Source organism: Lutibacter flavus (genome assembly GCF_900188355.1).
GTDB classification, from domain to species: domain Bacteria; phylum Bacteroidota; class Bacteroidia; order Flavobacteriales; family Flavobacteriaceae; genus Lutibacter; species Lutibacter flavus.
The window spans coordinates 95904-118129 of the sequence record NZ_FZNX01000005.1 but is presented as its reverse complement, the minus strand read 5'-3'; the positions used below and the strand labels follow the sequence as shown (position 1 = coordinate 118129).

Here is a 22226-nt window from a genome sequence, read left to right as displayed (position 1 = left end):
TTATTAGCGAACAACATGTGACAATTAAAAAACAATAAATATAATCACATGAAACCGTATTTTATAAAAACTCCAATCTTTATTAAATTTATTTTTAATAAATGGGTTTGGAGTTTTTCTAAAAAAGAAAAAAATATTTATTTAACTTTTGACGATGGTCCAACAGCTGATATTACTGAGTGGACATTAAATGAACTTAATAAATACAATGCAAAAGCTACTTTTTTTTGCATTGGAAAAAACATTGAAGAACTTCCAGAATTATTTCAACATATTTCAACCCAAGGGCACTCAATTGGAAACCATACAAATAACCATTTAAATGGCTCCAAGACTTCTTGGAATGATTATCTATTAAACTTTGAAAAAGCTGAAAAACATTTTGATAACATAGATACAAAATTATTTCGTCCTCCTTACGGAAAACTTAAAATTTCTCAAGCCAAAAAAATACGGAAAAAAGGCTACAAAATTATTATGTGGGATATTCTAAGTGCCGATTTTGACACAGCAATTTCAAATAAAAAATGTTTAGAAAATGTTATTAAAAACGCACAAAACGGAAGTATTATAGTATTTCATGATAGCCTAAAGGCAAGTGAAAAACTAAAATATGTATTACCTAAAATATTAGAATATTATAACGCTGAAGGATTTACTTTTAAAAGTATTAACTAACTATTTAAACGTATTGTTGTACAAGACTAATTAATGTATTTGCATCTTGATCTCCCGATTGTCTCCATTTCATTTCACCATCTTTATAAATAATAAAAGTTGGATTACCCTTAATTCTCAAGGCATTAGCTAATGTTTCGTTCTTCTCTATATCAATTTTTATAACTTTAGCTCTATCACCTAAGGCTGCTGCTACATCACGTAAAATACTATGAGCGCTATCAAATTTATCTTCTTCCCATTCAGTATAAAAATCGATTAAAACAGGAATATCTGAGCCGATTAATTCTCCAAATTTTGCCATATCAATTATGTTTTTTTTGACTAAAACTTCAAAAAACTATAGTTTGTATTAATACAAATGTAACATTTTAAATTAAAAAATCGCTACTTACTTCTTTTTCAATGTAATTACAGAAATTTCTGGCCAAATACCTACTCTACCAGGAAAACCTAAAAACCCAAAACCTCTATTTAATTTTTATATTTTCCAAACTATTTACGAACCCTAACCCAAAGCAAACTTACCTATAAATACCCTCCTACCCCGAAAAAACTTAGTTTCATTAATTTTAGATAAAAAGTATTATCCTGTTTTAAAAACTCTAAAAAATATCTTCTCCAATAGGAATTACCAAAGCTATTATTTTTTGAGTAAGTGTTAATATTACCAATCCAAAAGCAAATAAAACTTGTTGCACTATTCCTTTAGAATCTCCAATATTATTTATACGGTAAATAAAATTAATTAAAATAACAAGAGAAACTAACCAATAACCTATAAATACAATTTTATTTTTAGTAATTGTTCTTATACTTTGAAACTCATAAAAACCTATAAAAAGGACAATAACTATAAAAATTAACCTTCTCATTATAAAACAAATCTAAATTTATTTTATGATTATAAAATAAATGAAGTATAAAATTAAGATGGTTTTAACTATTATTAGTTTTTATTAAATGTTTGCAAATGATCTCAAATTGAAAATAATTAAATATAAAAAAGTATCATAATATACTTTTAAACCAATATTTTTATTTGAAACTACATTCCAATAGCAACAAAATTAAAGGATTTAATAAAAACATCTCTTGCAGCAGTAACATTACCTACATAAAACTCTATAGAATCTAATGGATCTAACCATAATAATACGTGCATTGCAGTACTATTATAATCTGCTTTTTTTCCTGTTGTAATTAATAGTTTAGATGAATCTTCAACTTTTGAAATACTTGTAGAAAAATCGTTTTTTAAAACTCCAAATACAAATACATCTTCATCAAGATTTGGCCTATAACTAAAACTCAATGCTATATGAAAATATCTACCAACCGCACCTTGATAAGTTAAACGACTGTTTGCTCCATCACTCGCAGTTAACCCAAACATATCATTTACAAATACAGTTCCTGAGGGTGGATTTATTTTTACCATACTATCCGTACCTAAAGCATTTCCAGTAGATTTTGAAGGAATATTTACTTGAAACCCCGCAGTAGTTGTATTAAAATAACTAATTTCCCCCATAGGGATCATAAGTCTTCCAGAGGCCGTTATGGTACCTGTAAAATTTTTATTCCCTCCAACAGCTTGTGGAGTTGATAAATCTACAAAACTACCGGATGAAGTATCAACAACTGTCCAAACAGTCCCATTGAAATAATTTAATTGATTTGTAGTAGTGTTATAAATTAACAAACCTGTTGCTGGTGTTACAATAATACCATCCCTTTCCGTCGTGGTCATCCTTGGGGGTAGAAACCCCTTTTTACCATCTGAAGGTAATGAGCTTACATCCACATCTAGCATTGCAGAGGTTTCTGGAGATGTAGTTCCAATACCCACCTGAGAAAAAACAATATTACATGATAATAATAAAATTAATATAAAACCGAGGTTGATAATTTTAGTTTTCATAAAAAATATTTAATACAAAAGTAATTATCTAATTATGTAACTTTAGTGACATATATCATTAAACCTTATTGATAAAATACTCACCTTTAACGAAATAAAAACAATGTAAAATATTAATTAAACTAAATATAAAACAATTGATTAATCTTAGAACGAATTAAAAATGAATAACCTCATGAAGACATTTATTAAAGTTTTTTCATATTTATTGTGCTTAGTTAGTTACTTATCTTACCCACAAGATTTAGCTATTAAAAGTGGCAGTTCATTAACTGTTTTACCTGGAACAGACTTTTATGTTAACGGAATAAATTTTAATCCTAGTAGCTTAAATTTTACCCTAAATGGTCCAATAGATTTTTCCAGAACAGCAACACCTGTTGGCGCAAGTATTGACAGAGTTTTTAATTTCAGCAACGCTATAACAAATTTTCAAGGTGATGTAACTTTTTTTTATGAAGATTCTGAGTTAGTTGCTAGCTCTGCAAATGAATTAACAATTGTACTTCGTACTAAGGATGGTGCAACTTGGGGTATTGATTTAATACCCATAAGAAAGGGAGGCTTAAATACGTTAACTTACAATTTCCCAACTTCAACAAATTTTTCATCAATTACAGCTAGTAAACCAGGTATTACCCTTTCGGTAAGTAAATTTAATGAGTTAAAAATAAATCTTTTTCCAAATCCGGTAATTTCAAGTTTTCAAATAACTACAGATTTAACTATTGAAACATTAATTTATAATAATTTAGGCCAAGCAGTTTTTAAATCGAATGAAAAAAATATTGATGTATCTCAATTAAGTGCTGGCACTTATTTAATTATTGTTAAAGACCTAAATAGTAATAATTTTAATTCTTATCAAATAATTAAATTATAGTCTTTAAAACATCTCTGTCTTTTAGAAAATTTCAAATCATAAAGAGATATGTAATTTCCAAAAATAAAATTTTATCTTTGCTATTATAGTGAGTAATTATAAAAATTCTTTTATTAATTACAATAACCTACCCTATTTATTATGAGTAAAAAACGCCTTTTCCTTTTAGATGCATATGCCTTAATTTTTCGTGGTTATTATGCCCTTATAAAAAACCCAAGAATAAACTCCAAAGGAATGGATACTTCCGCAATATTAGGGTTTACAAATTCTTTGTTAGATGTAATAAAAAGAGAAAATCCAGATCATTTAGCAGTTGCATTTGACAATGGTGGTTCTTTAACCAGAAATGAGGCTTTTCCTGAATATAAATCAAACCGACAGTCAACACCCGAAGCTATAAAAATTGCGATTCCCTATATTCATAAAATACTGGAAGCAATGCATATTCCAATTATTGAAAAACCAGGATTTGAAGCTGATGATTTAATTGGAACACTTTCTAAACAAGCAGAAAAAGCAGGTTATCAAACATTTATGGTAACTCCCGATAAGGATTTTGCTCAACTGGTTTCTGAAAATATTTTTATGTACAAACCGGCAAGAATGGGAAATGGTATAGAAATTTGGGGAATTCCAGAAGTACAAGCAAAATTTGAAGTTGATCGACCGGAACAGGTAATAGATTATCTTGGTATGATGGGTGATGCTGTAGATAACATTCCTGGATTACCGGGAGTTGGAGATAAGACTGCAAAAAAATTCTTAAAAGAATATGGTAGCATGGAAAATCTTTTAGCAAATACCCACGAGTTAAAAGGCAAAATGAAAGAAAAGATTGAAGCTAACAAAGAACTTGGCTTACTATCTAAAGAATTAGCAACAATTATTTTAGATTGCCCAGTTGAATTTCACGAAGAAAATTTTGAATTAAACCATCCAGATCTTCAAAAAACAAATGAGATTTTTAAAGAATTAGAATTTAGAAGAATTGCTGAAAGTCTTCCTAAAATATTTAAAAATCATACTGAAGCTAACTCTACGAATGAAAAAGAAGTGGTTACTATTCCTCAAAAAACAGAGCATTCATCCAATCAGCAATTTGATTTATTTTCAACTCCTATTGAAAACCAACAAGAAGAAAAAGAAATTTCGGGATATAGATCAAACGAAAATTTAGATCATTTATATCAATTTGTAGCGACTCCATTTTCAAGAAAATTATTACTGCAAAAATTAATTCAACAAAAATCTGTTAGTTTTCATATTGAAACCATTGGAACCAATTGTTTTGATGCTGAGATAGTTGGATTGGCTTTCTCTTATGAAAAAGGAAAAGGATATTATGTATCCATTCCAATCAACAAAAAAGAATCTAAAAATATATTGGAGGAATTTCGACCATTTTTTGAAAATGAAGCAATTGAAAAAATTGGTCAGGAAACAAAACAAACAATTAAAATTCTTAGCAACAATGGTATTCAACTAAAAGGAAATCTATTTGATACTCAATTAGCGCATTATCTTTTACAACCAGATATGCGACATGATTTAAATGTGTTGTCTGAAACTTATTTAAATTACCAACCTATTAACTTAACAGATTTTATTGGTAAAAAAGGTAAAAATCAACTTTCAATTCGTGAAATCGATTTAAAGAAACAAGCTGAGTACGCTACTGAAAATGCTGATATTATTTTTCAATTAAAAAGCATTTTTGAAAAAAAATTAGAAGACCTTAATCTCACTAAACTTTATAATGACATTGAAATTCCAGTATTGCGCGTTTTAGCATCAATGGAATTAGAAGGCATAAAATTAGACGCTCAATTTTTAAATTCTTTATCTGAAGAGCTAACCAATGATATTCAAAAATTAGAAAGTAAAATTTTTAAAGAGGCTGGTGTTGAATTTAATTTAGCTTCTCCAAAACAATTAGGAGATGTTTTATTTGATCATTTAAAATTAGTTGATAAACCCAAAAAAACAAAGACTGGGCAATATGCAACTGGTGAAGAAATTTTATCAAAATTAGCCCCCAAACATTTAATTGTTCAAGAAATATTGGAATGGCGTGGTTTGGTAAAATTAAAAAACACCTATGTTGATGCCTTGCCAAATGAAGTAAATGTAATTACTGGAAGAATCCATACAACTTACAGTCAGACAGTTGCCTCAACAGGAAGATTGAGTTCTAACAATCCTAATCTTCAAAATATTCCTATAAGAACTGAGAGAGGACGCTTAGTTAGAAAAGCCTTTGTTCCAAGAAATGAAGCATACACTTTAGTAGCTGCCGATTATTCTCAAATTGAATTACGAATAATTGCAGCACTTAGCGAAGATGAAAGTATGATTGAATCATTTAAAAGAGGAGAAGATATTCACGCAGCAACTGCAGCTAAAGTTTTTGGGATTCCTTTAAATGAAGTGACACGTTCACAACGTGGAGATGCAAAAGCTGTAAATTTTGGAATCATTTATGGACAAGGTGCTTTTACTTTAGCGCAACAATTAAATAAATCTAGGTCTGAAGCAAAAGAGTTAATCGATAATTACTACAAAAATTTCCCGAAACTAAAACAATATATTGCAAATCAGGTTGATTTTGCTCGTGACAATGGTTATGTTGAAACAATTTTAAACCGTCGCAGATACTTAAAAAATATCAATTCGCATAATGCCATTGTTCGGTCAGGTGATGAACGAAATGCTGTAAACGCACCAATTCAAGGAAGCGCTGCAGATATTATTAAAATTGCAATGATTCATATTCATAAATTTTTAACTGAAGGAAATTACAAAACCAAAATGTTATTACAAATTCATGATGAATTGGTTTTTGATATGCACAATGCAGAATTAGAACAATTAAAGCCTATAATAAAACAAAAAATGGAAAGTGCATTTAAACTTTCTGTACCGCTAACTGTTGATTTAGGAGAAGGTAAAAATTGGTTAGAAGCTCATTAAAAAAATTAGTTACAAAGTTGACAAGTTGAAAAGTCGTAAAGTTTCTAAAAACAAGCTTTTACCTATTGATTTTAGCCAAATAACTTCAGAATAAAATATTGCTAACTTACTGTTTGTTATATAAATAATTGTTTGTACATTTGCACTCCCTTTTTAGGGACAAAAAATAATGTTTAACTATAACAAAGAATTTAATTGTGAATAAATTAAGTTACAAAACAGTGTCAGCTAACAAAAATACCGTTACTAAAGAGTGGGTATTAGTTGATGCAGACGGCCAAACGTTGGGTCGTCTAGCTTCTAAAATAGCAATGCTAATTAGAGGTAAATACAAGCCAAATTACACTCCTCACGTAGATTGTGGAGACAATGTAGTGGTTATCAACGCAGAGAAAATTACATTATCTGGAAAGAAATGGAGTGACAAATCTTACATTCGTCACACAGGTTATCCAGGAGGACAAAGATCATTAACTGCAACAGAAATGTTTGAAAAAGACCCAACACGTCTTGTAGAAAAAGCAGTTAAAGGGATGTTACCAAAAAACAAATTAGGAAGTGCTTTGTACAAAAATCTGTACGTATATGCTGGTACAGAACACCAACAAACTGCACAAACACCTAAAGTTATTAACCCTAACGATCTTAAATAATAATGGATACAATACACAAAATAGGTAGAAGAAAAACAGCTGTTGCTCGTGTTTACGTTTCAGAAGGAAAAGGAAACATTGTGGTTAACAAAAAAGACTATAAAAACTACTTTACAACTCCGCATTTACAATACAAAATAATGCAAGCGTTAAACTTAACTGATAATGCAACTGCATTTGACATTAAAATTAATGTTTTTGGTGGTGGTATAACTGGACAAGCTGAAGCAATTAGATTAGGAATTTCTAGAGTTTTAGTTGAGTTAGATCCAGAAAATAGAGCAATTCTTAAACCAGAAGGATTACTTACTAGAGACCCAAGAATGGTTGAACGTAAAAAATTCGGTCAAAAGAAAGCAAGAAAAAAATTCCAATTCTCAAAACGTTAATCGTTTTATTAAATTGGTACACCAAATTATTTGGTGGTTCATTGAAATTAAAAACAAAGTTGTCGTTGATCAGTCAATGACTGTAAATAAGTTTAGCATCCAAATAGGGAAGATCGGTTTACCGCTACTTCCCTATTGCTAACTCAACGGAACGTAAACTAAATACAAATGGCAAATATTGAAATTAAAGAATTATTAGATGCAGGTGTGCACTTTGGACACCTTACTAGAAAATGGGATCCAAACATGGCTCCTTACATTTATGGAGAACGTAACGGTGTTCACATTATCGACCTTTACAAAACTTCTGCAAAAATTGAAGAAGCTGCTGAAGCTTTAAAGAAAATTGCAACATCTGGGAGAAAAATCCTTTTCGTAGCTACGAAAAAACAAGCAAAAGAAATTATTGCTGAAAAATCAAAAAGCATCAACATGCCTTACATCACTGAAAGATGGCCAGGTGGTATGTTAACAAACTTTATTACTATTAGAAAAGCTGTTAAAAAAATGGCTACTATTGATAGAATGAAGTTAGATGGATCTTTTGATGCACTTTCAAAAAGAGAAAAATTACAAATTAACCGTCAACGTGAAAAACTTGAGAAAAACTTAGGTTCTATTACAGATATGACACGTTTACCAGGTGCAATTTTTGTAGTTGATGTTAAAAAAGAGCACATTGCTGTTGCAGAAGCTAAAAACTTAAACATTCCAATTTTTGCAATGATTGATACAAACTCAGATCCAAGAGGAATTGATTATGTTGTACCTGCAAATGATGATGCTTCAAAATCTATTGAAAAAGTTTTAGGTTATATAACTGATTCAATTACTGAAGGTTTAGCAGAAAGAAAAGCTGGTAAAGAAAAAGTAGCAGATGCTAAAGCTGAAGCTAAAACAGCAGTGAAAAAATAATTAATGTAAAATAGTTGAATTTAAAATTCAATAAAAAATAGTAAAAAAAATGGCAAAAATTACAGCCGCAGAAGTAAACAATTTAAGAAAATCTACCGGAGCTGGTATGATGGACTGTAAAAATGCACTTGTTGAAGCAGAAGGAGATTTTGACAAAGCAGTAGATATCTTACGTAAAAAAGGACAAAAAGTAGCTGATAAAAGAGCTGATAGAGATACAGCAGAAGGAGCAGTTATTGCAAGCGTTAATGAAGCTAAAACTGTTGGGGCTATCATTTCATTGAAATGTGAAACTGACTTTGTTGCTAAAAACGATGCTTTTGTTGCATTAGCTAAAGAATTTGCTGCAATTGCAGTAAACTGTGATTCAAAAGATGAATTTTTAGCTGCTGATTTTGGAGGAATGACAGTTGCTGAAAAATTAATTGAGCAAACTGGAGTAATTGGTGAAAAATTAGAAATTGGTGCTTTTGAAAAAGTAACTGGTGAATTTGTTGGTTCTTACATTCACGCTGGAAATAAAATTGCTGCTATCACAGCATTATCTGCAAATGTAGATGGTGTTGATGTTGTAGCTAAAGACCTTTCTATGCAAGCTGCCGCAATGGGAGCTTCTATTTTATCTTACAAAGATTTTGATCCAGAATTTGTTGCTTCTGAAACTGAAGCTAGAATTGCTGTAATCGAAAAGGATAACATTGAATTAGGAAGATTAGGTAAAACACTTAAAAATGTTCCTACTTTTATTTCAAGATCTCAATTAACTGATGAGGTTATTGAGCAAACCAAATTAAAATTACAAGAGGAATTAAAAGCAGAAGGCAAACCTGAAGCAATTTGGGATAGAATTCTTCCTGGAAAATTAGAAAGATTTATTTCTGATAATACAACTTTAGATACTGAAAAATGTCTATTAGATCAAGTTTTCATTAAAGATGAAAAATTAACCGTTGCAGAATATGTAAAAACTATTGGTGATGATGTGTCTGTAGTAGACTTTAAAAGAGTTTCTATAGCATAATTAAATGCTTTATAAAACAAAAAAACCTCACAATTGTGAGGTTTTTTTGTTTTATATCTTTATGAAAATTTTTCGTCTATATAAAATATAAGTGAGAAACCAAAAGAAGATAATATGTGTAATTGCAAATAATAAGGAACCATTCATATTACCAGCTAATGGTACAAATATTTCAGAATATAAATAACCATATCCATTCAAAATTTCACCTGAAGCAATTTGAATACGAACAAAATATGCAATTACTGAAACATAAATTCCAGAAAACATATATATAGCTAACGGATTTGTACCAAAATGGATAAATGGAACTGCCCATTTTTTAAAACTTTTCACATCAATTATCCATAATAAAAATGCTAAAAATACCATAGCCCAACCACCAGCATACAAAACGTAAGAACTAGACCATAAAGGTTTATTTATTGGGAATAAAAAACTCCAAATAAAACCAATAAATACAAAAACTGCTCCATACATTAATAATTTTTTAACTGCTACCATTGTATCTCCAGACAACTCAATTAATCTTCCTGAGAAATAACCTAATAATAGAGTGCCTACAGAAGGTATAGAAGAAAGAAGGCCTTCAGGATCAAAAGGAATCCCAAAACCGCTATACAAATGGTTTTTCCCAAATAAAAGCAAATCTACTTCACGAACAAAATTAGTTGACAATTCAAACGGAGCTTCTGCAGATCCAAAAAATAACAATCCCCAATACCCTAACAATATTCCGCTAAAAATAAATAGTAATTGTTTGTAATTGAATTGCATACATAAAAGCGCACCTATTAGATAAGCAATTGCAATCCGCTGCAAAACTCCTAAATAACGTAAATTTTCAAAATCGAACTTTGGAAAAGCATTCAAAAAAACACCTAACAAAAACATTATTGAAAATCGTTTTAATACTTTGTAAAGTGATTTCTTTGTAATTCCTTTATCAAATTTTTTAAAAGAAAACCACATTGATACACCAACAATAAACAAGAAAAACGGAAAAACTAAATCGGTTGGAGTACAACCATTCCATTTAGAGTGTAACAATGGTGGATATACATAACTCCAATTACCTGGAGTGTTAACCATAATCATTAATGCAATTGTAAGTCCTCTCATCACATCAAGAGCTATTAAACGTTGAGCAGCCATATTAAAAACTTTATAAATTATTTTTTTAATCCTAATTTATGCCCAGAAATGGCATAATACAATATGATAAGATAACAAGGTAATAAAATCCAATACCCAGAAGTTGCAGATTCTGCAGAAGCAGCTGCTTCGCTCAGTCCTTGAGTTATCAATTCTAGTTTTTTACCGTCTACTAATTTTCCGTATAACGGAGGGATAATTGCACCCCCAGAAATTGCCATAATTAATAAAGCTGAGGCCGTTTTTGTGAATTTACCTAATCCTTTTAATGTTAAGGGCCAGACAGCGGGCCATACCAATGCATTTGCCACACCTAAAGCTGCAACAAATAAAATTGAAATAAATCCAGTTGTAAAAACAATACAAAAAGTTAATACGATTCCTAAAACAGCACTTAATTTTAATGCTAATGCCTGGTTTATATATTTTGGAATTAAAAACACTCCCAAGGCATAAGTTGCAACCATTGCCATTAGTGTAAATGTTGTAAAATATTTTGCTTCATCACCAGATATTCCTAAAGAAATTCCGTACGCAATAATTGTATCTCCAGCAATAACCTCAGCACCAACGTAAACAAATAACGTCAATACACCCAACCATAAATGTGGAAATTGAAAAATACTCGTTTTAGTGGTTTCTCCTTCAACAACTTCTTCAATCGGTTCTGCTTCTACGTGAGGTAATGGAGCTTTTCTAATCAAAATTCCTAAGATAAAAAGAACAACTGCCATAATAATATATGGCATAACAACACTATCTGCCATTGTATCTAATAATTGTGCCTTTTCAGTAGCATCAACATTATTAAGTTTTTCTTTAATCTCATCAATACCAGATAATAATATTGCTCCAAATATTAACGATCCTAAAGCTCCTGCAACTTTGTTCGCAATTCCCATAATTGCAATTCTTTTAGCGGCACTTTCTATTGGACCTAAAATTGTAATGTATGGATTTGATGCTGTTTGTAACAATGTCATACCCATTCCCTGAATAAAAATTCCTGCTAAAAACACCCAATAAGTTCTGGCCTCTGCTGCTGGTATAAAAACCAATGCTCCAATTGCCATAACAAATAAACCAAGTGACATTCCTTTTCGATAACCAATTTTATTTAATATATATGAAGCTGGTAAAGCCATTACTACAAACGAAATATACGAAGCTGAAGCAACTAAAAATGATTGTGCTGAAGTTAATTCGTTAATGGTTTTCATAAACGGAATTAATGCACCATTTATCCAGGTTACAAACCCGAATATAAAAAACAATCCAGCTATAATAAGTATAGGAATTAATGTGTTATTTTTATTAGAATTGAGGTGATTGGTTGTAGACATATTTGATTGTATAATTTGTTAAAGAATATTCTTCTAAGATAATATTAAAAATATGTTTTAGAAACAATTTTCTCTAATCGGCATAAAAACATAGCTGAACTTAACCTAATCAAACATAAACGATTTTTATTAGGATACATTAATCCGCAAAATCAGTGCTATTAAATATTTTATGCTTTGCTTGAACCAGATAATTTCTACCAATTGGAATTCTTTTTTTATCTATTTCTACAGTGTTCCCTTCTACCGAAGTAATTTTATTGATCGCAATTGTAAACGACCTATGAATTCTTAAAAAATTATCACTTGGTAATTCTTCAGAAATACTAGTCATAGATTTGTGTACCAAATAATTTTCAATTCTAGTAAATACCTTTATATAATCTTTTAAACTTTCAATATATAAAATATCATTCAGTTTAATTTTCATCATTTTTTTATTTACTTTCAAAAAAATAAAGGGTTCTTCTTTTATAACAATATCGGTTAGTTTTTCTTTCTCTAAATTTATTCTTGCTTGAATTTTATTAATAGCTTTCAAAAACCTTCCAAAGGGAATAGGTTTTACTAAATAATCCAACACGTCCAAATCAAAACTTTCAACGGCAAATTCTCTATAAGCGGTTGTAATTACGATATGCGGTTTCACAGAAATCGTTCTTAAAAATTCTAATCCACTCATTTTAGGCATATTAATATCTAAAAATATGACATCTATTTCATTTTCTTCAATTGTTTGCAAAGCCGAAATTGCCGTATTAAAAGTAGCAATTAGTTCAATATTTTGAAATTCACTCAAATGATTTTTAATCACTGAAATGGCTAAAGGCTCATCATCTATAATTATACATCTAATTATCATTGAATTGGAATTTTTAAACTAACCAAATAGTTGTTTTTTTTAATAGTTGTTTTAAGTTGAAATTTATTGTTAAATAACAATTCTAGCCTTCTTTTTACATTTTTAATCCCTATGCCATGTTTTTTATTAGATTTATAAAACTCATTAAAATTGTTTTCAACTTTAAATTTAAGCATATTATCTTTTAAAACTTCAAAAGCTATTTCTACCTCAATTAATTCATTTTCCTTGGAACCATGCTTAAAACAATTTTCAATAAATGGTAAAAATAATAAAGGTGGGACTTTAATGTTTTCAATATCACCTGTAATTTTTATTTTTGAACTTACTCGATCTCCATAACGCAACTTTTCTAAATCTAAATAATTTTGAATGTAATTAATCTCGTCATAAAGATTAATAAAAGGCTCTTTAACATCATATAAAATGTATTGCATAATATCGGAAAGCTTCAATACAACTTCTGGAGCAACATCAGATTTTTCTAAAGTTAATGCATACAAGTTATTTAAGGTGTTAAAAAAAAAGTGTGGCTGAATTTGAGATTTCAACAAATCTAACTCAGTTCTTAGTTGTATTTTTTGAAACTCTTCTGCTCTTCTTTTTTCATAAATCCAATCAAACCCTAATTTAATGGCAGAAACTAAAGCAACTACATATAATTCACCCAAAATTACAGCAACAATATGGTTAAATGTAAATGCTTGTTGTGAGCCTTCAGCTTCGGGCCAAATATTTTTAGTTACTAATAAAAAATTTAAACCAGTTCTAATGGAATATAATATGAACAATGAAAGTAAAAGAAAGAGAATATAACGTTTAAATTTTCTGGTTAAAATGTATTTTGGAATTAAATAATAAATATTAAAATACACGATTACTATGTGTAAAGGAAATTCTACTAAATTAGATTTTAAGGAATACCAATAATCATCAAAATAACTTCCCCATCTAATTACATTAAATATGAAATAACTAAACCAAAATAAAATATGATATTTTGTTGGGATGATACTACTTGTATTTTTAAACCATTTTAATTTAAAATAACTCAATTTTTACGCTTTAAATGTTAAAGTTTATAATCATATTCCAATCTATCTTTTTGGCTGTTTTTTTGTTATTTGTAAATTTTCTTTTTAAAATTCATTTTAAACCTTTCTGCTTTACAAAATCTAAATTAATTAAAATTATGGCTTATTCATATGATTTGCACATTAAAAATAAAAACAATTTCTAATAAATTAATACCGAAAAAATTACAGCACTAAAAGCTATCTGAAATATTATCATATAAATAATGTAAACAGAAGGTAATTATACTTTCCGGTTTGTTATTTATAGTTAATTCTATGCTTTTAGTCGAATAAATAATTTCAAACATTTAGTATTTATTAACTTTACTATATAATAATTCTTTTTATGAAAACTATATCTAAAATAAGTATTGAGCATCAAACTCCTGGTCAATTTGAAGATACCAGATTTGAAAAAATACACAATATTGTTTTTTCTAACTCTGAAGAAGGCTCAATTTGTGTAGCACAAGAAATTGCCAATTTAATTAGAAGTAAGCAAGCCGAAAATAAAGTTTGTATTCTTGGCCTTGCAACAGGTTCTTCTCCAATTAAGGTATATGAAGAATTAGTTAGGATGCATAAGGAGGAAGGATTAAGTTTTTCTAATGTTATTACATTTAACTTAGATGAATACTATCCGATGGATAAAAATAGTGTGCACAGCTATTACTATTTTATGCATCAGCATTTATTTAATCATGTAGATATAGATCCTGCAAATATCAACATCCCTTGTGGAACAGTTTCTGCTGAAGATTTACACCAATATTGTATTGATTACGATTTAAAAATTAAAGAAATTGGAGGACTTGATTTTCAGCTTTTAGGGATTGGAAGAACCGGTCATATCGGGTTTAACGAACCAGGATCTCATTATAACTCCGGCACACGAAGCATTACACTGGATCATTTAACAAGAGCTGATGCTGCTCCTTCATTTTTAGGAATTAATAACGTCCCTAAAAAAGCGATTACAATGGGTATTGGTACCGTTAAAAAAGCCAAAAGAATTATTTTATTAGCGTGGGGACACAACAAAGCTTCTGTAGTTAAAGAAACAATTGAAGGGGAAATTACTTCAGAAGTACCAGCCACTTATCTACAAGATCATCCAAACACCACATTTATTTTAAATGATGAAGCAGCCCAAGATTTAACTCGATTAAACACACCTTGGTTAGTTGGTCCTTGTATTTGGGATGAAGAATTAACTAGTAAAGCCATTGTTTGGCTGTGTCAACTAACAAAAAAATCAATCCTAAAATTGACAGATAAAGATTATAATAATAATGGAATGTCAAGTTTACTCGCTCAAGAAGGTTCTGCATATGATATAAACATTAAAATGTTTAATAAATTACAGCACACTATTACAGGTTGGCCAGGTGGAAAACCGAATGCAGATGATTCATCAAGACCAGAAAGAGCAAATCCAGTTAAAAAAAGAGTCATTATTTTTAGCCCACATCCAGATGATGATGTAATATCCATGGGAGGAACATTTGATAGACTCGTATCTCAAGGACATGAAGTACATGTTGCTTATCAAACATCTGGAAATATTGCAGTTTCAAATTCAGAAGCTTTAAAATTTGCTGAAGTTATTAAAGATGTAAATTCAACAAATCTAAATATTGATGCTTTAATCAATAAAATAATTTCAAAGAAAGAAGATGTTGAGGATGAGATAGAAGTTAGAAAACTTAAGGGTTACATTAGAAAAAGAGAATCTTTTGCTGCAACTCGTTTTATTGGTGTGCCTGATAAAAATGTGCATTTTTTAAACCTTCCTTTTTATGAAACGGGAACAGTAAAAAAGAAACCTTTAAGCAAAATAGATATAGATATTGTTTCAAAATTAATTGCTGAAGTTAAACCACATCAAATTTATGCCGCAGGAGATTTGGCCGACCCACATGGAACTCATAAAGTATGCTTAGATGCAATTTTTGCAGCCTTAAAAGAATTAAAACACCATGATTATATGAAAGATTGTTGGGTTTGGTTGTATAGAGGTGCTTGGCACGAATGGGACATTCATCAAATTGACATGGCGGTACCTATGAGTCCAGATCAAGTATTAAAAAAACGTAAAGCTATATTCTACCATCAATCTCAAAAAGATGGTGTAATGTTTCAAGGAAATGACACAAGGGAATTTTGGGTAAGGGCAGAAGAAAGAAATAATGAGACTGCAATTAAATATAATAACCTAGGTTTAGCCGATTATGAAGCTTTAGAGGCTTTTAAAAGATATCACTATTAAAATTTATTATGAAAAAACTTATTTTCGTTATTCTAGCTATCGTTTCAAATTTGGGTATAGCTCAAAAAAATGAATTGAATTTAATGCCTTGGCCTCAAGAAATTACCATTGGTAATGAGCAATTTATTATTGAACCCAACTTTAACATTGGAATTTCAAATAATTCTTCTGAAAGAATAAAAATTGCAACCACAAAATTTTTAAGAAGACTTAGTGGAAGAACAGGCGTTTTTATAGATGAAGGTTTTGCATTTACAACTCAAGAAATTCTTAATCCTTCCTTAGAAATCTCCTTTCAACGAATAGGAAATTTGGTAGTTAATGAAGATGAATCTTATCATTTAGAAGTAACAAAAAGTACTATTAAAATTACTGCAATTACAGATTTAGGAGTTCTCCATGCATTAGAAACCCTGCTACAATTGGTTAATAATAATGAAAATTCATATTACTTTACAGCAGCAACCATTAAGGATTCTCCAAGATTTACATGGCGTGGTTTAATGATAGATGTTGCACGCCATTTTGAACCTGTAGATGTTATAAAACGAAATTTAGATGCTATGGCAGCCGTTAAAATGAATGTTTTTCATTGGCATTTAACAGATGATCAGGGTTTTAGAATAGAATCTAAAACGCATCCCAAATTACACGAATTAGGCTCAGATGGTTTGTATTATACCCAAGAACAAATTAAAGATATTGTAAAATATGCAGGCGAAAGAGGGATTAGAGTTATACCGGAAGTAGATGTTCCAGGTCATGCAACCGCAATTTTAACCGCATATCCTGAAATAGGAAGTAAAGATACTAGCTATTCAATTGAAAGATTTTCAGGGATTTTTGATCCTACATTAGATCCAACAAATGAAAAAACCTATGAAATTTTAGGTGATTTATTTGGAGAAATGGCGTTGCTATTTCCTGATAAATATTTTCACATTGGGGGAGATGAAAATGAAGGGAAACATTGGGATGAAAACGAACATATTCAGGAATTTAAAAAGGTAAACAATTTAGAGTCAAACCATGACTTACAAACATATATGAATATACGTTTAGCAGATATTTTAGCAAAACATGGAAAGTTAGTAATGGGCTGGGAAGAAATAATGACTGATAATATGCCAATCACGGCATTAATTCATTCTTGGAAAGGAGAAAATGAGGGTATTGAAGGAGGAAGTTCTTTAGAAAAAGCAGCTGAAAAAGGGTATAAAACAGTTCTTTCGGATGGTTATTATATAGATTTAATGCAACCTGCTATTGATCATTATTTAGTTAATCCTTTACCTAAAAACAACAATTTAACCGCTGAAGAAAAGGCTCGTATTTTAGGCGGGGAAGCGACAATGTGGAGTGAATTAGTAACCAGTTTAACAATAGATTCTAGAATATGGCCTAGAACTGCTGCAATAGCAGAACGCCTTTGGTCTTCAGAAGAAGTTACTGATGTATCTAATATGTATAAACGATTAGAAACTATAAGTTTTAGATTGGAAGAACTAGGAATAAACCATATTAGAAACAGAGATGTAATTTTAAGAAACATTACTAATAACCAAAATATTGAGTGGTTAAAAACCTTAACTAAAATATACGAACCTATAAAAATATATTCTAGAAATAAAGGAGGAACAGAATATAAAACCTTTTCACCTTTTACATTATTTGCAGATGCATGTTCAGCAGATGCAAGTGATGGAATTATTTTTAACAAGTTAGTAAATGACTTTATTTCAACTAGTAACGAAAATAGCAAAAAGGAAATTATTGCTTATTTAAAAAAATGGTCGGACAATTATAGTCAATTTATACTAATGAAAAAAAAGAGTCCAATACTAAGAGATATTGAACCTATTTCAAAAAATTTATCTGAAATTGCAACTACTCTTTTATCAATTATTGATTCTGAAAAATTAAAAAAAGTTGATTTAAATAACTCTAAAGAACAACTTTTAAAAATTAAAAATCCAGTGGTAGATGTAGAATTAATCATATTCCAAGATTTAAAAAAACTTACTACTTTTTTAATTAATGAAAAAAAATAAATATCAAAAAATAAATATTTCTTCCATTTCACAGTAACATTTCATATAATTACTTCTAAAGTATTTCTTATATTTGCATAACTTTCAAAGAAAATATGGCTTATAAAAGAATTCTATTAAAACTAAGTGGTGAAGCTCTAATGGGAGATCGCCAACATGGTATTGATCCAAAAAGGTTATCAGAATACGCACAAGAAATAAAAAACATTGTTGATCAAGGTATTGAAGTCGCAATTGTAATTGGTGGAGGAAATATTTTTAGAGGTGTTGCAGGAGCAAGTAACGGAATAGATAGAGTTCAGGGTGATTATATGGGGATGCTTGCAACAGCCATTAACGGATTGGCTTTGCAAAGCGCTATAGAAACTGCCGGGGTTAAAACCCGATTGCTAACTGCCATTAAAATGGAGCAGGTTGCTGAACCATTTATTAAAAGAAGAGCTGTTCGTCATTTAGAAAAAGGACGTGTAGTTATTTTTGGATGTGGAACAGGAAATCCATATTTTACAACAGATACAGCTGCAGTATTAAGAGCAATTGAGATAAATGCAGATGTAATTTTAAAAGGAACAAGAGTTGATGGAATCTATACTGAAGATCCTGAAAAAAATAAAAACGCGATAAAATTGGACTCTATTACTTATGAAGATGCAATAAATAAAGGTTTAAAAATAATGGATACTACTGCATTTACATTAAGTCAGGAAAATAATTTGCCAATCATTGTTTTTGACATGAACACTCAAGGAAATCTTGAAAAAGTTGTATCTGGAGAAAACATTGGAACAAAAGTTGATAAATAAGAATTAAATTAAGTTTTTCAATTATGAACGAAGAATTAAACTTTATAATAGACAGTACAAAAGAATTAATGCAAAATGCAATAGCGCATTTGGAAAAGGCTTTTAGAAATATTAGAGCTGGTAAAGCAAGTCCTGCAATGATAGGTAGTGTAACCGTAGATTATTATGGCACTCAAACTCCTTTAACACAAGTAGCAAATGTGAGTACTATGGATGCGCACACTATTACTGTTCAGCCTTGGGAAAAACATATGCTTCATGAAATTGAAAAAGCAATTATGATTGCTAATTTAGGTTTCAATCCAATGAACAATGGAGAAATAGTTATTATTAACGTACCCGCTTTAACTGAAGAAAGACGTAAAGAACTTTCTAAACAAGCTAAAGCTGAAGCAGAAGATGCTAAAGTTAGTATTAGAAATGACCGTAGAGAAGCAATGCATGAAATTAAAAAAACTGATGCTTCTGAAGATATGAAAGCGAATGCTGAAGTTGATATTCAAAATTTAACTGATAAATACTCAAAAGAAGTTGAAGATCTTTATAAGATAAAAGACGAAGAAATAATGAAGGTTTAATTCTATTTTATTAAAGTTAAACTTATCATAAAAGCTAGAAGCACTCATTTGAGTGCTTTTTTATTCTCATATATTTGTTAAGTCTTTATAAAAACCATAAGATGAAAAAAGTTTTACTCTTAATTTTTTTAATTCCCATTTTATCTTTTTCCCAAAATCAAATTCAAGGAATAGTTTTAGACAGTAAAACAAATAAACCTTTACCCTTTGCGTCAGTTGTAACAAATACAAACTTTGGTTCACTTTCAGATGTTGATGGAAAATTCTCTATTCAGACCAAAAACCCATTTAATAATATTACTATTTCTTATATTGGTTACAAATCTGCATCTGTTCCAATTGATATTAAAGATCGGTTTATAACTATAAAATTAACCGCTTCTGTGGAAAGTTTAAATGAAGTTTTAATAACTGCAAAAGAAAATCCTGCACTTAGAATTATTAGAAATACTATAAAAAATAAACCAAGAAATAACATAGAAAAATCGTTAAGTTCTTTTAAGTTTAATACTTATAATAAAATTTTAGTTACTGCAAACCCTGATTCTATTGATGGAAAAATAGACTCCGTTTTTATCATTAAAAAAGACGGAAAAAAAGAATTCCATAAACTGGACTCCTCTAATTTCAAATTTAAAAAGGAAATTGTAAAACAGCACATGTACATCTCTGAAAAAGTTTCAGAGTTTCAATTTCAAAAAGGAAAGAAGAAAAAAGAAGTGGTACTGGCTTCTAGAATGGCCGGTTTAAAACAACCTATTTATGAGTTATTAGCAATTACTTTTCAGGATTTTTCTTTTTATAATGAAGTATATATAATTGCTGGGACAAAATACATCAATCCAATTGCTGATAATGCTTTAAAACATTACAATTACAAAATATTAGACACTATAAATAACGGAAATGGAGAATCAATTCTTATTTATTTTAAGCCTAAAGAAAAGAAAGAAGTTCTTGGTATTGAAGGCGTTTTATATATTGACACTAAAGAATATGCAATTACTAAAGCAATAGCAGAGTTAAAAGGTATAGTTAATGTAAAAGCAACCCAAAATTATATTTTTAAAAAGAAATATAATATTTGGTTCCCAAGTGAAATGAATATAGTTTTAAGAAAGGGTGAAAATGAGGAAAACATTTCATTGTTTGGAGGTACTGTAAAATTTTCGAAAAGTAAAAAAAGTGATTCAATTATTAACACGCAAAAAAACGATGGGGGTGATGTCTCCTATTTTATTTCAAAATCGGTAAATTCTAACATCTCAATAAATACACCTGTAATTGTAAAAAGTTCATCTTCAACTATTCAATTTGAAGACAACGCACATAAAAGAACAGAAGAATTTTGGAATTCTTACAGAACTGACACACTAACAAAACGAGGTGAAGCCACCTATATATTTTTAGATAGTGTTGCAGAGAAGGAAGGTGTAGGAAAAAAAATAAATTTAGCTAGAAATGTTTTAAAAGGCTATTATCCAACAAAATATTTTAATCTAAACCTAGGAAAAATTCTAAACCTAAATAATTATGAAGGGTTACGATTAGGTTTTGGAGGTGAAACAAATTCTAACTTTTCAAATACTTTTAAAATTGAATCGTACATTGCCTATGGTACAAAAGACAAAGATTTTAAATACAGTATTGGCGCCTCAACCAGATTAAATAAAGAAAAAAATACTTGGCTAGGAGCCAATTTCACAAATGATTTAAAAGAGGCTGCCGCTTTAGATTTTATAAAAGAAAATAATTCCTTTTCACCAATAAATCCAAGAAATTTAAATATTGACAAGTTTTATAATTATAAAACTGTAAACGCTTTTTTAGAACATGATATTCAACCAAATTTAGAAACTAAAATTCAGTTTAGCACAGGAGAATATTTACCAGTATTTAATTATCAATATATTTCTGAAAGCAAAAATTTAATAAATTATAAACTAACTACTGCAACATTTGGATTACAATACAATCCAAAAAATGAATACATGAACTCGCCGATAGGTAAACTTAAAATTAAAAATGAATTTCCCCAGTTCACTTTTCAACTAACAAAAAGTTTCGATGATTTACTAAATGGCCAATTTGATTTTACACAAGTAAATTTAAGAATCTTACATAAAATTAATAGACTTAGAGCCTCAAAAACAACAATTTTAACTGAAGGAGGAATTGTTTTTGGAGACGCTCCAATTTCTCATTTATTCAACGCTACACCGAATTACACCTTCAAAAATCCTTGGGTAAAACGCATCACCTTTGCTGGTAAAAACAGTTTTGAAACAATGGGATATAATGAGTTTATATCCGATAAATTTGTTGCCATACATATTAAGCATGAATTTAAACCTTTTAAACTTAGCTCTAAATTTAAACCTCAATTATCTCTAATAACCAGAGCAGCAATTGGAGATATTAAAAACCCGGAATATCATAATGGATTAGATTTTAGAAGTATGAATAAAGGATACTTTGAAAGCGGACTTGAATTTAATAGTCTTTTTAAAGGATTTGGCTTAAGTTCATTTTATAGGTACGGGGCTTATAATCACAGTGAATGGAGCGACAATTTAGCTGTAAAACTAACTTTTAAATTAAGGCTTGGTTTTTAAAAATCAAGTGGTTAAAAGCAAAACTATTTTATTACCTT

The 22226-nt window shown here is 29.6% G+C and carries 19 protein-coding genes; 12 read left to right on the top strand and 7 right to left on the bottom strand.

What is annotated here, in order from left to right; genetic code table 11:
* The first annotated feature begins 48 nt into the window (after positions 1-48).
* Positions 49-678: a polysaccharide deacetylase family protein gene (locus CHB63_RS13760; RefSeq protein ID WP_089379070.1), complete on the top strand. Its 630-nt coding sequence runs from the start codon at positions 49-51 to the stop codon at positions 676-678.
* A 4-nt stretch (positions 679-682) separates the two neighbouring features.
* Here the strand turns inward: CHB63_RS13760 and CHB63_RS13755 are convergent, their stop codons facing one another.
* The 3 genes from CHB63_RS13755 to CHB63_RS13745 all read right to left on the bottom strand — a co-directional run bounded on the left by CHB63_RS13755 (position 683) and on the right by CHB63_RS13745 (position 2602).
* The gene (locus CHB63_RS13755; RefSeq protein ID WP_089379069.1) at positions 683-982 is read right to left on the bottom strand and encodes a thioredoxin family protein; all 300 of its coding nucleotides are present in this window, start codon (positions 980-982) and stop codon (positions 683-685) included.
* A 301-nt stretch (positions 983-1283) separates the two neighbouring features.
* Positions 1284-1553, bottom strand: coding sequence for a hypothetical protein (locus tag CHB63_RS13750; RefSeq protein WP_089379068.1), 270 nt, complete (start codon positions 1551-1553; stop codon positions 1284-1286).
* A gap of 173 nt (positions 1554-1726) precedes the next feature.
* On the bottom strand, positions 1727-2602 hold the full coding sequence (locus CHB63_RS13745; RefSeq protein WP_089379067.1) for a hypothetical protein: 876 nt from the start codon (positions 2600-2602) through the stop codon (positions 1727-1729).
* Between the two features lie 175 nt (positions 2603-2777).
* On the opposite strand from CHB63_RS13745, the gene CHB63_RS13740 reads away from it, so the two are divergent.
* The 6 genes from CHB63_RS13740 (at position 2778) to tsf (ending at position 9436) form a co-directional block, all read left to right on the top strand.
* Positions 2778-3485 carry a T9SS type A sorting domain-containing protein gene (locus tag CHB63_RS13740; RefSeq protein WP_176420379.1) on the top strand — a complete coding sequence of 236 codons (708 nt, stop codon included), beginning with the start codon at positions 2778-2780 and terminating at the stop codon, positions 3483-3485.
* A 138-nt stretch (positions 3486-3623) separates the two neighbouring features.
* Positions 3624-6458, top strand: a complete 2835-nt coding sequence (gene polA, locus CHB63_RS13735) for a DNA polymerase I (RefSeq protein ID WP_089379065.1) — start codon at positions 3624-3626, stop codon at positions 6456-6458.
* Between the two features lie 197 nt (positions 6459-6655).
* Positions 6656-7111 carry a 50S ribosomal protein L13 gene (gene rplM, locus CHB63_RS13730; protein ID WP_089379064.1) on the top strand — a complete coding sequence of 152 codons (456 nt, stop codon included), beginning with the start codon at positions 6656-6658 and terminating at the stop codon, positions 7109-7111.
* 2 nt (positions 7112-7113) lie between these two features.
* Positions 7114-7500, top strand: a complete 387-nt coding sequence (gene rpsI / locus CHB63_RS13725; protein WP_089379063.1) for a 30S ribosomal protein S9 — start codon at positions 7114-7116, stop codon at positions 7498-7500.
* Between the two features lie 168 nt (positions 7501-7668).
* On the top strand, positions 7669-8415 hold the full coding sequence (gene rpsB / locus CHB63_RS13720; protein ID WP_089379062.1) for a 30S ribosomal protein S2: 747 nt from the start codon (positions 7669-7671) through the stop codon (positions 8413-8415).
* Between the two features lie 49 nt (positions 8416-8464).
* Complete coding sequence (gene tsf, locus CHB63_RS13715) at positions 8465-9436, top strand: translation elongation factor Ts (RefSeq protein ID WP_089379061.1); 972 nt, start codon at positions 8465-8467, stop codon at positions 9434-9436.
* 51 nt (positions 9437-9487) lie between these two features.
* Here tsf and CHB63_RS13710 read toward each other — a convergent pair whose 3' ends face one another.
* The 4 genes from CHB63_RS13710 to CHB63_RS13695 all read right to left on the bottom strand — a co-directional run bounded on the left by CHB63_RS13710 (position 9488) and on the right by CHB63_RS13695 (position 13851).
* Positions 9488-10591, bottom strand: a complete 1104-nt coding sequence (locus tag CHB63_RS13710) for an acyltransferase family protein (RefSeq protein WP_089379060.1) — start codon at positions 10589-10591, stop codon at positions 9488-9490.
* Between the two features lie 17 nt (positions 10592-10608).
* Positions 10609-11934, bottom strand: a complete 1326-nt coding sequence (locus CHB63_RS13705; protein ID WP_089379059.1) for a sugar MFS transporter — start codon at positions 11932-11934, stop codon at positions 10609-10611.
* 139 nt (positions 11935-12073) lie between these two features.
* Positions 12074-12796 (bottom strand): LytR/AlgR family response regulator transcription factor, encoded by a 723-nt coding sequence (locus CHB63_RS13700; RefSeq protein WP_089379058.1) that lies wholly within the window; start codon positions 12794-12796, stop codon positions 12074-12076.
* A complete protein-coding gene (locus CHB63_RS13695; protein WP_245856988.1) occupies positions 12793-13851 on the bottom strand; it encodes a sensor histidine kinase in 1059 nt (352 codons plus the stop codon). Before CHB63_RS13695 ends, CHB63_RS13700 begins: the two co-directional genes overlap by 4 nt.
* Positions 13852-14218: 367 nt before the next feature.
* Here CHB63_RS13695 and nagB point away from each other — a divergent pair, with 367 nt between their 5' ends.
* From nagB to CHB63_RS13670, 5 genes are all read left to right on the top strand, one after another.
* Entirely contained in the window at positions 14219-16141 is a 1923-nt protein-coding gene (nagB, locus tag CHB63_RS13690; protein ID WP_089379057.1) for a glucosamine-6-phosphate deaminase, read from the top strand.
* 8 nt (positions 16142-16149) lie between these two features.
* The gene (locus tag CHB63_RS13685; RefSeq protein WP_089379056.1) at positions 16150-18192 is read left to right on the top strand and encodes a beta-N-acetylhexosaminidase; all 2043 of its coding nucleotides are present in this window, start codon (positions 16150-16152) and stop codon (positions 18190-18192) included.
* A gap of 95 nt (positions 18193-18287) precedes the next feature.
* A complete protein-coding gene (pyrH, locus tag CHB63_RS13680) occupies positions 18288-18995 on the top strand; it encodes a UMP kinase (protein WP_089379055.1) in 708 nt (235 codons plus the stop codon).
* Positions 18996-19018: 23 nt separating this feature from the next.
* The gene (gene frr / locus CHB63_RS13675; RefSeq protein ID WP_089379054.1) at positions 19019-19573 is read left to right on the top strand and encodes a ribosome recycling factor; all 555 of its coding nucleotides are present in this window, start codon (positions 19019-19021) and stop codon (positions 19571-19573) included.
* Positions 19574-19674: 101 nt separating this feature from the next.
* Positions 19675-22188, top strand: a complete 2514-nt coding sequence (locus CHB63_RS13670) for a DUF5686 and carboxypeptidase-like regulatory domain-containing protein (protein ID WP_089379053.1) — start codon at positions 19675-19677, stop codon at positions 22186-22188.
* Positions 22189-22226 lie beyond the last annotated feature (38 nt).

Coding starts and splice junctions, on each gene's coding strand:
- CHB63_RS13760 (WP_089379070.1), top strand. CDS start 49: ATGAAACCGTATTTTATAAAAACTCCAATCTTTATTAAATTTATTTTT.
- CHB63_RS13755 (WP_089379069.1), bottom strand. CDS start 982: ATGGCAAAATTTGGAGAATTAATCGGCTCAGATATTCCTGTTTTAATC.
- CHB63_RS13750 (WP_089379068.1), bottom strand. CDS start 1,553: ATGAGAAGGTTAATTTTTATAGTTATTGTCCTTTTTATAGGTTTTTAT.
- CHB63_RS13745 (WP_089379067.1), bottom strand. CDS start 2,602: ATGAAAACTAAAATTATCAACCTCGGTTTTATATTAATTTTATTATTA.
- CHB63_RS13740 (WP_176420379.1), top strand. CDS start 2,778: ATGAAGACATTTATTAAAGTTTTTTCATATTTATTGTGCTTAGTTAGT.
- rpsI (WP_089379063.1), top strand. CDS start 7,114: ATGGATACAATACACAAAATAGGTAGAAGAAAAACAGCTGTTGCTCGT.
- rpsB (WP_089379062.1), top strand. CDS start 7,669: ATGGCAAATATTGAAATTAAAGAATTATTAGATGCAGGTGTGCACTTT.
- tsf (WP_089379061.1), top strand. CDS start 8,465: ATGGCAAAAATTACAGCCGCAGAAGTAAACAATTTAAGAAAATCTACC.
- CHB63_RS13710 (WP_089379060.1), bottom strand. CDS start 10,591: ATGGCTGCTCAACGTTTAATAGCTCTTGATGTGATGAGAGGACTTACA.
- CHB63_RS13705 (WP_089379059.1), bottom strand. CDS start 11,934: ATGTCTACAACCAATCACCTCAATTCTAATAAAAATAACACATTAATT.
- CHB63_RS13700 (WP_089379058.1), bottom strand. CDS start 12,796: ATGATAATTAGATGTATAATTATAGATGATGAGCCTTTAGCCATTTCA.
- nagB (WP_089379057.1), top strand. CDS start 14,219: ATGAAAACTATATCTAAAATAAGTATTGAGCATCAAACTCCTGGTCAA.
- CHB63_RS13685 (WP_089379056.1), top strand. CDS start 16,150: ATGAAAAAACTTATTTTCGTTATTCTAGCTATCGTTTCAAATTTGGGT.
- pyrH (WP_089379055.1), top strand. CDS start 18,288: ATGGCTTATAAAAGAATTCTATTAAAACTAAGTGGTGAAGCTCTAATG.
- frr (WP_089379054.1), top strand. CDS start 19,019: ATGAACGAAGAATTAAACTTTATAATAGACAGTACAAAAGAATTAATG.
- CHB63_RS13670 (WP_089379053.1), top strand. CDS start 19,675: ATGAAAAAAGTTTTACTCTTAATTTTTTTAATTCCCATTTTATCTTTT.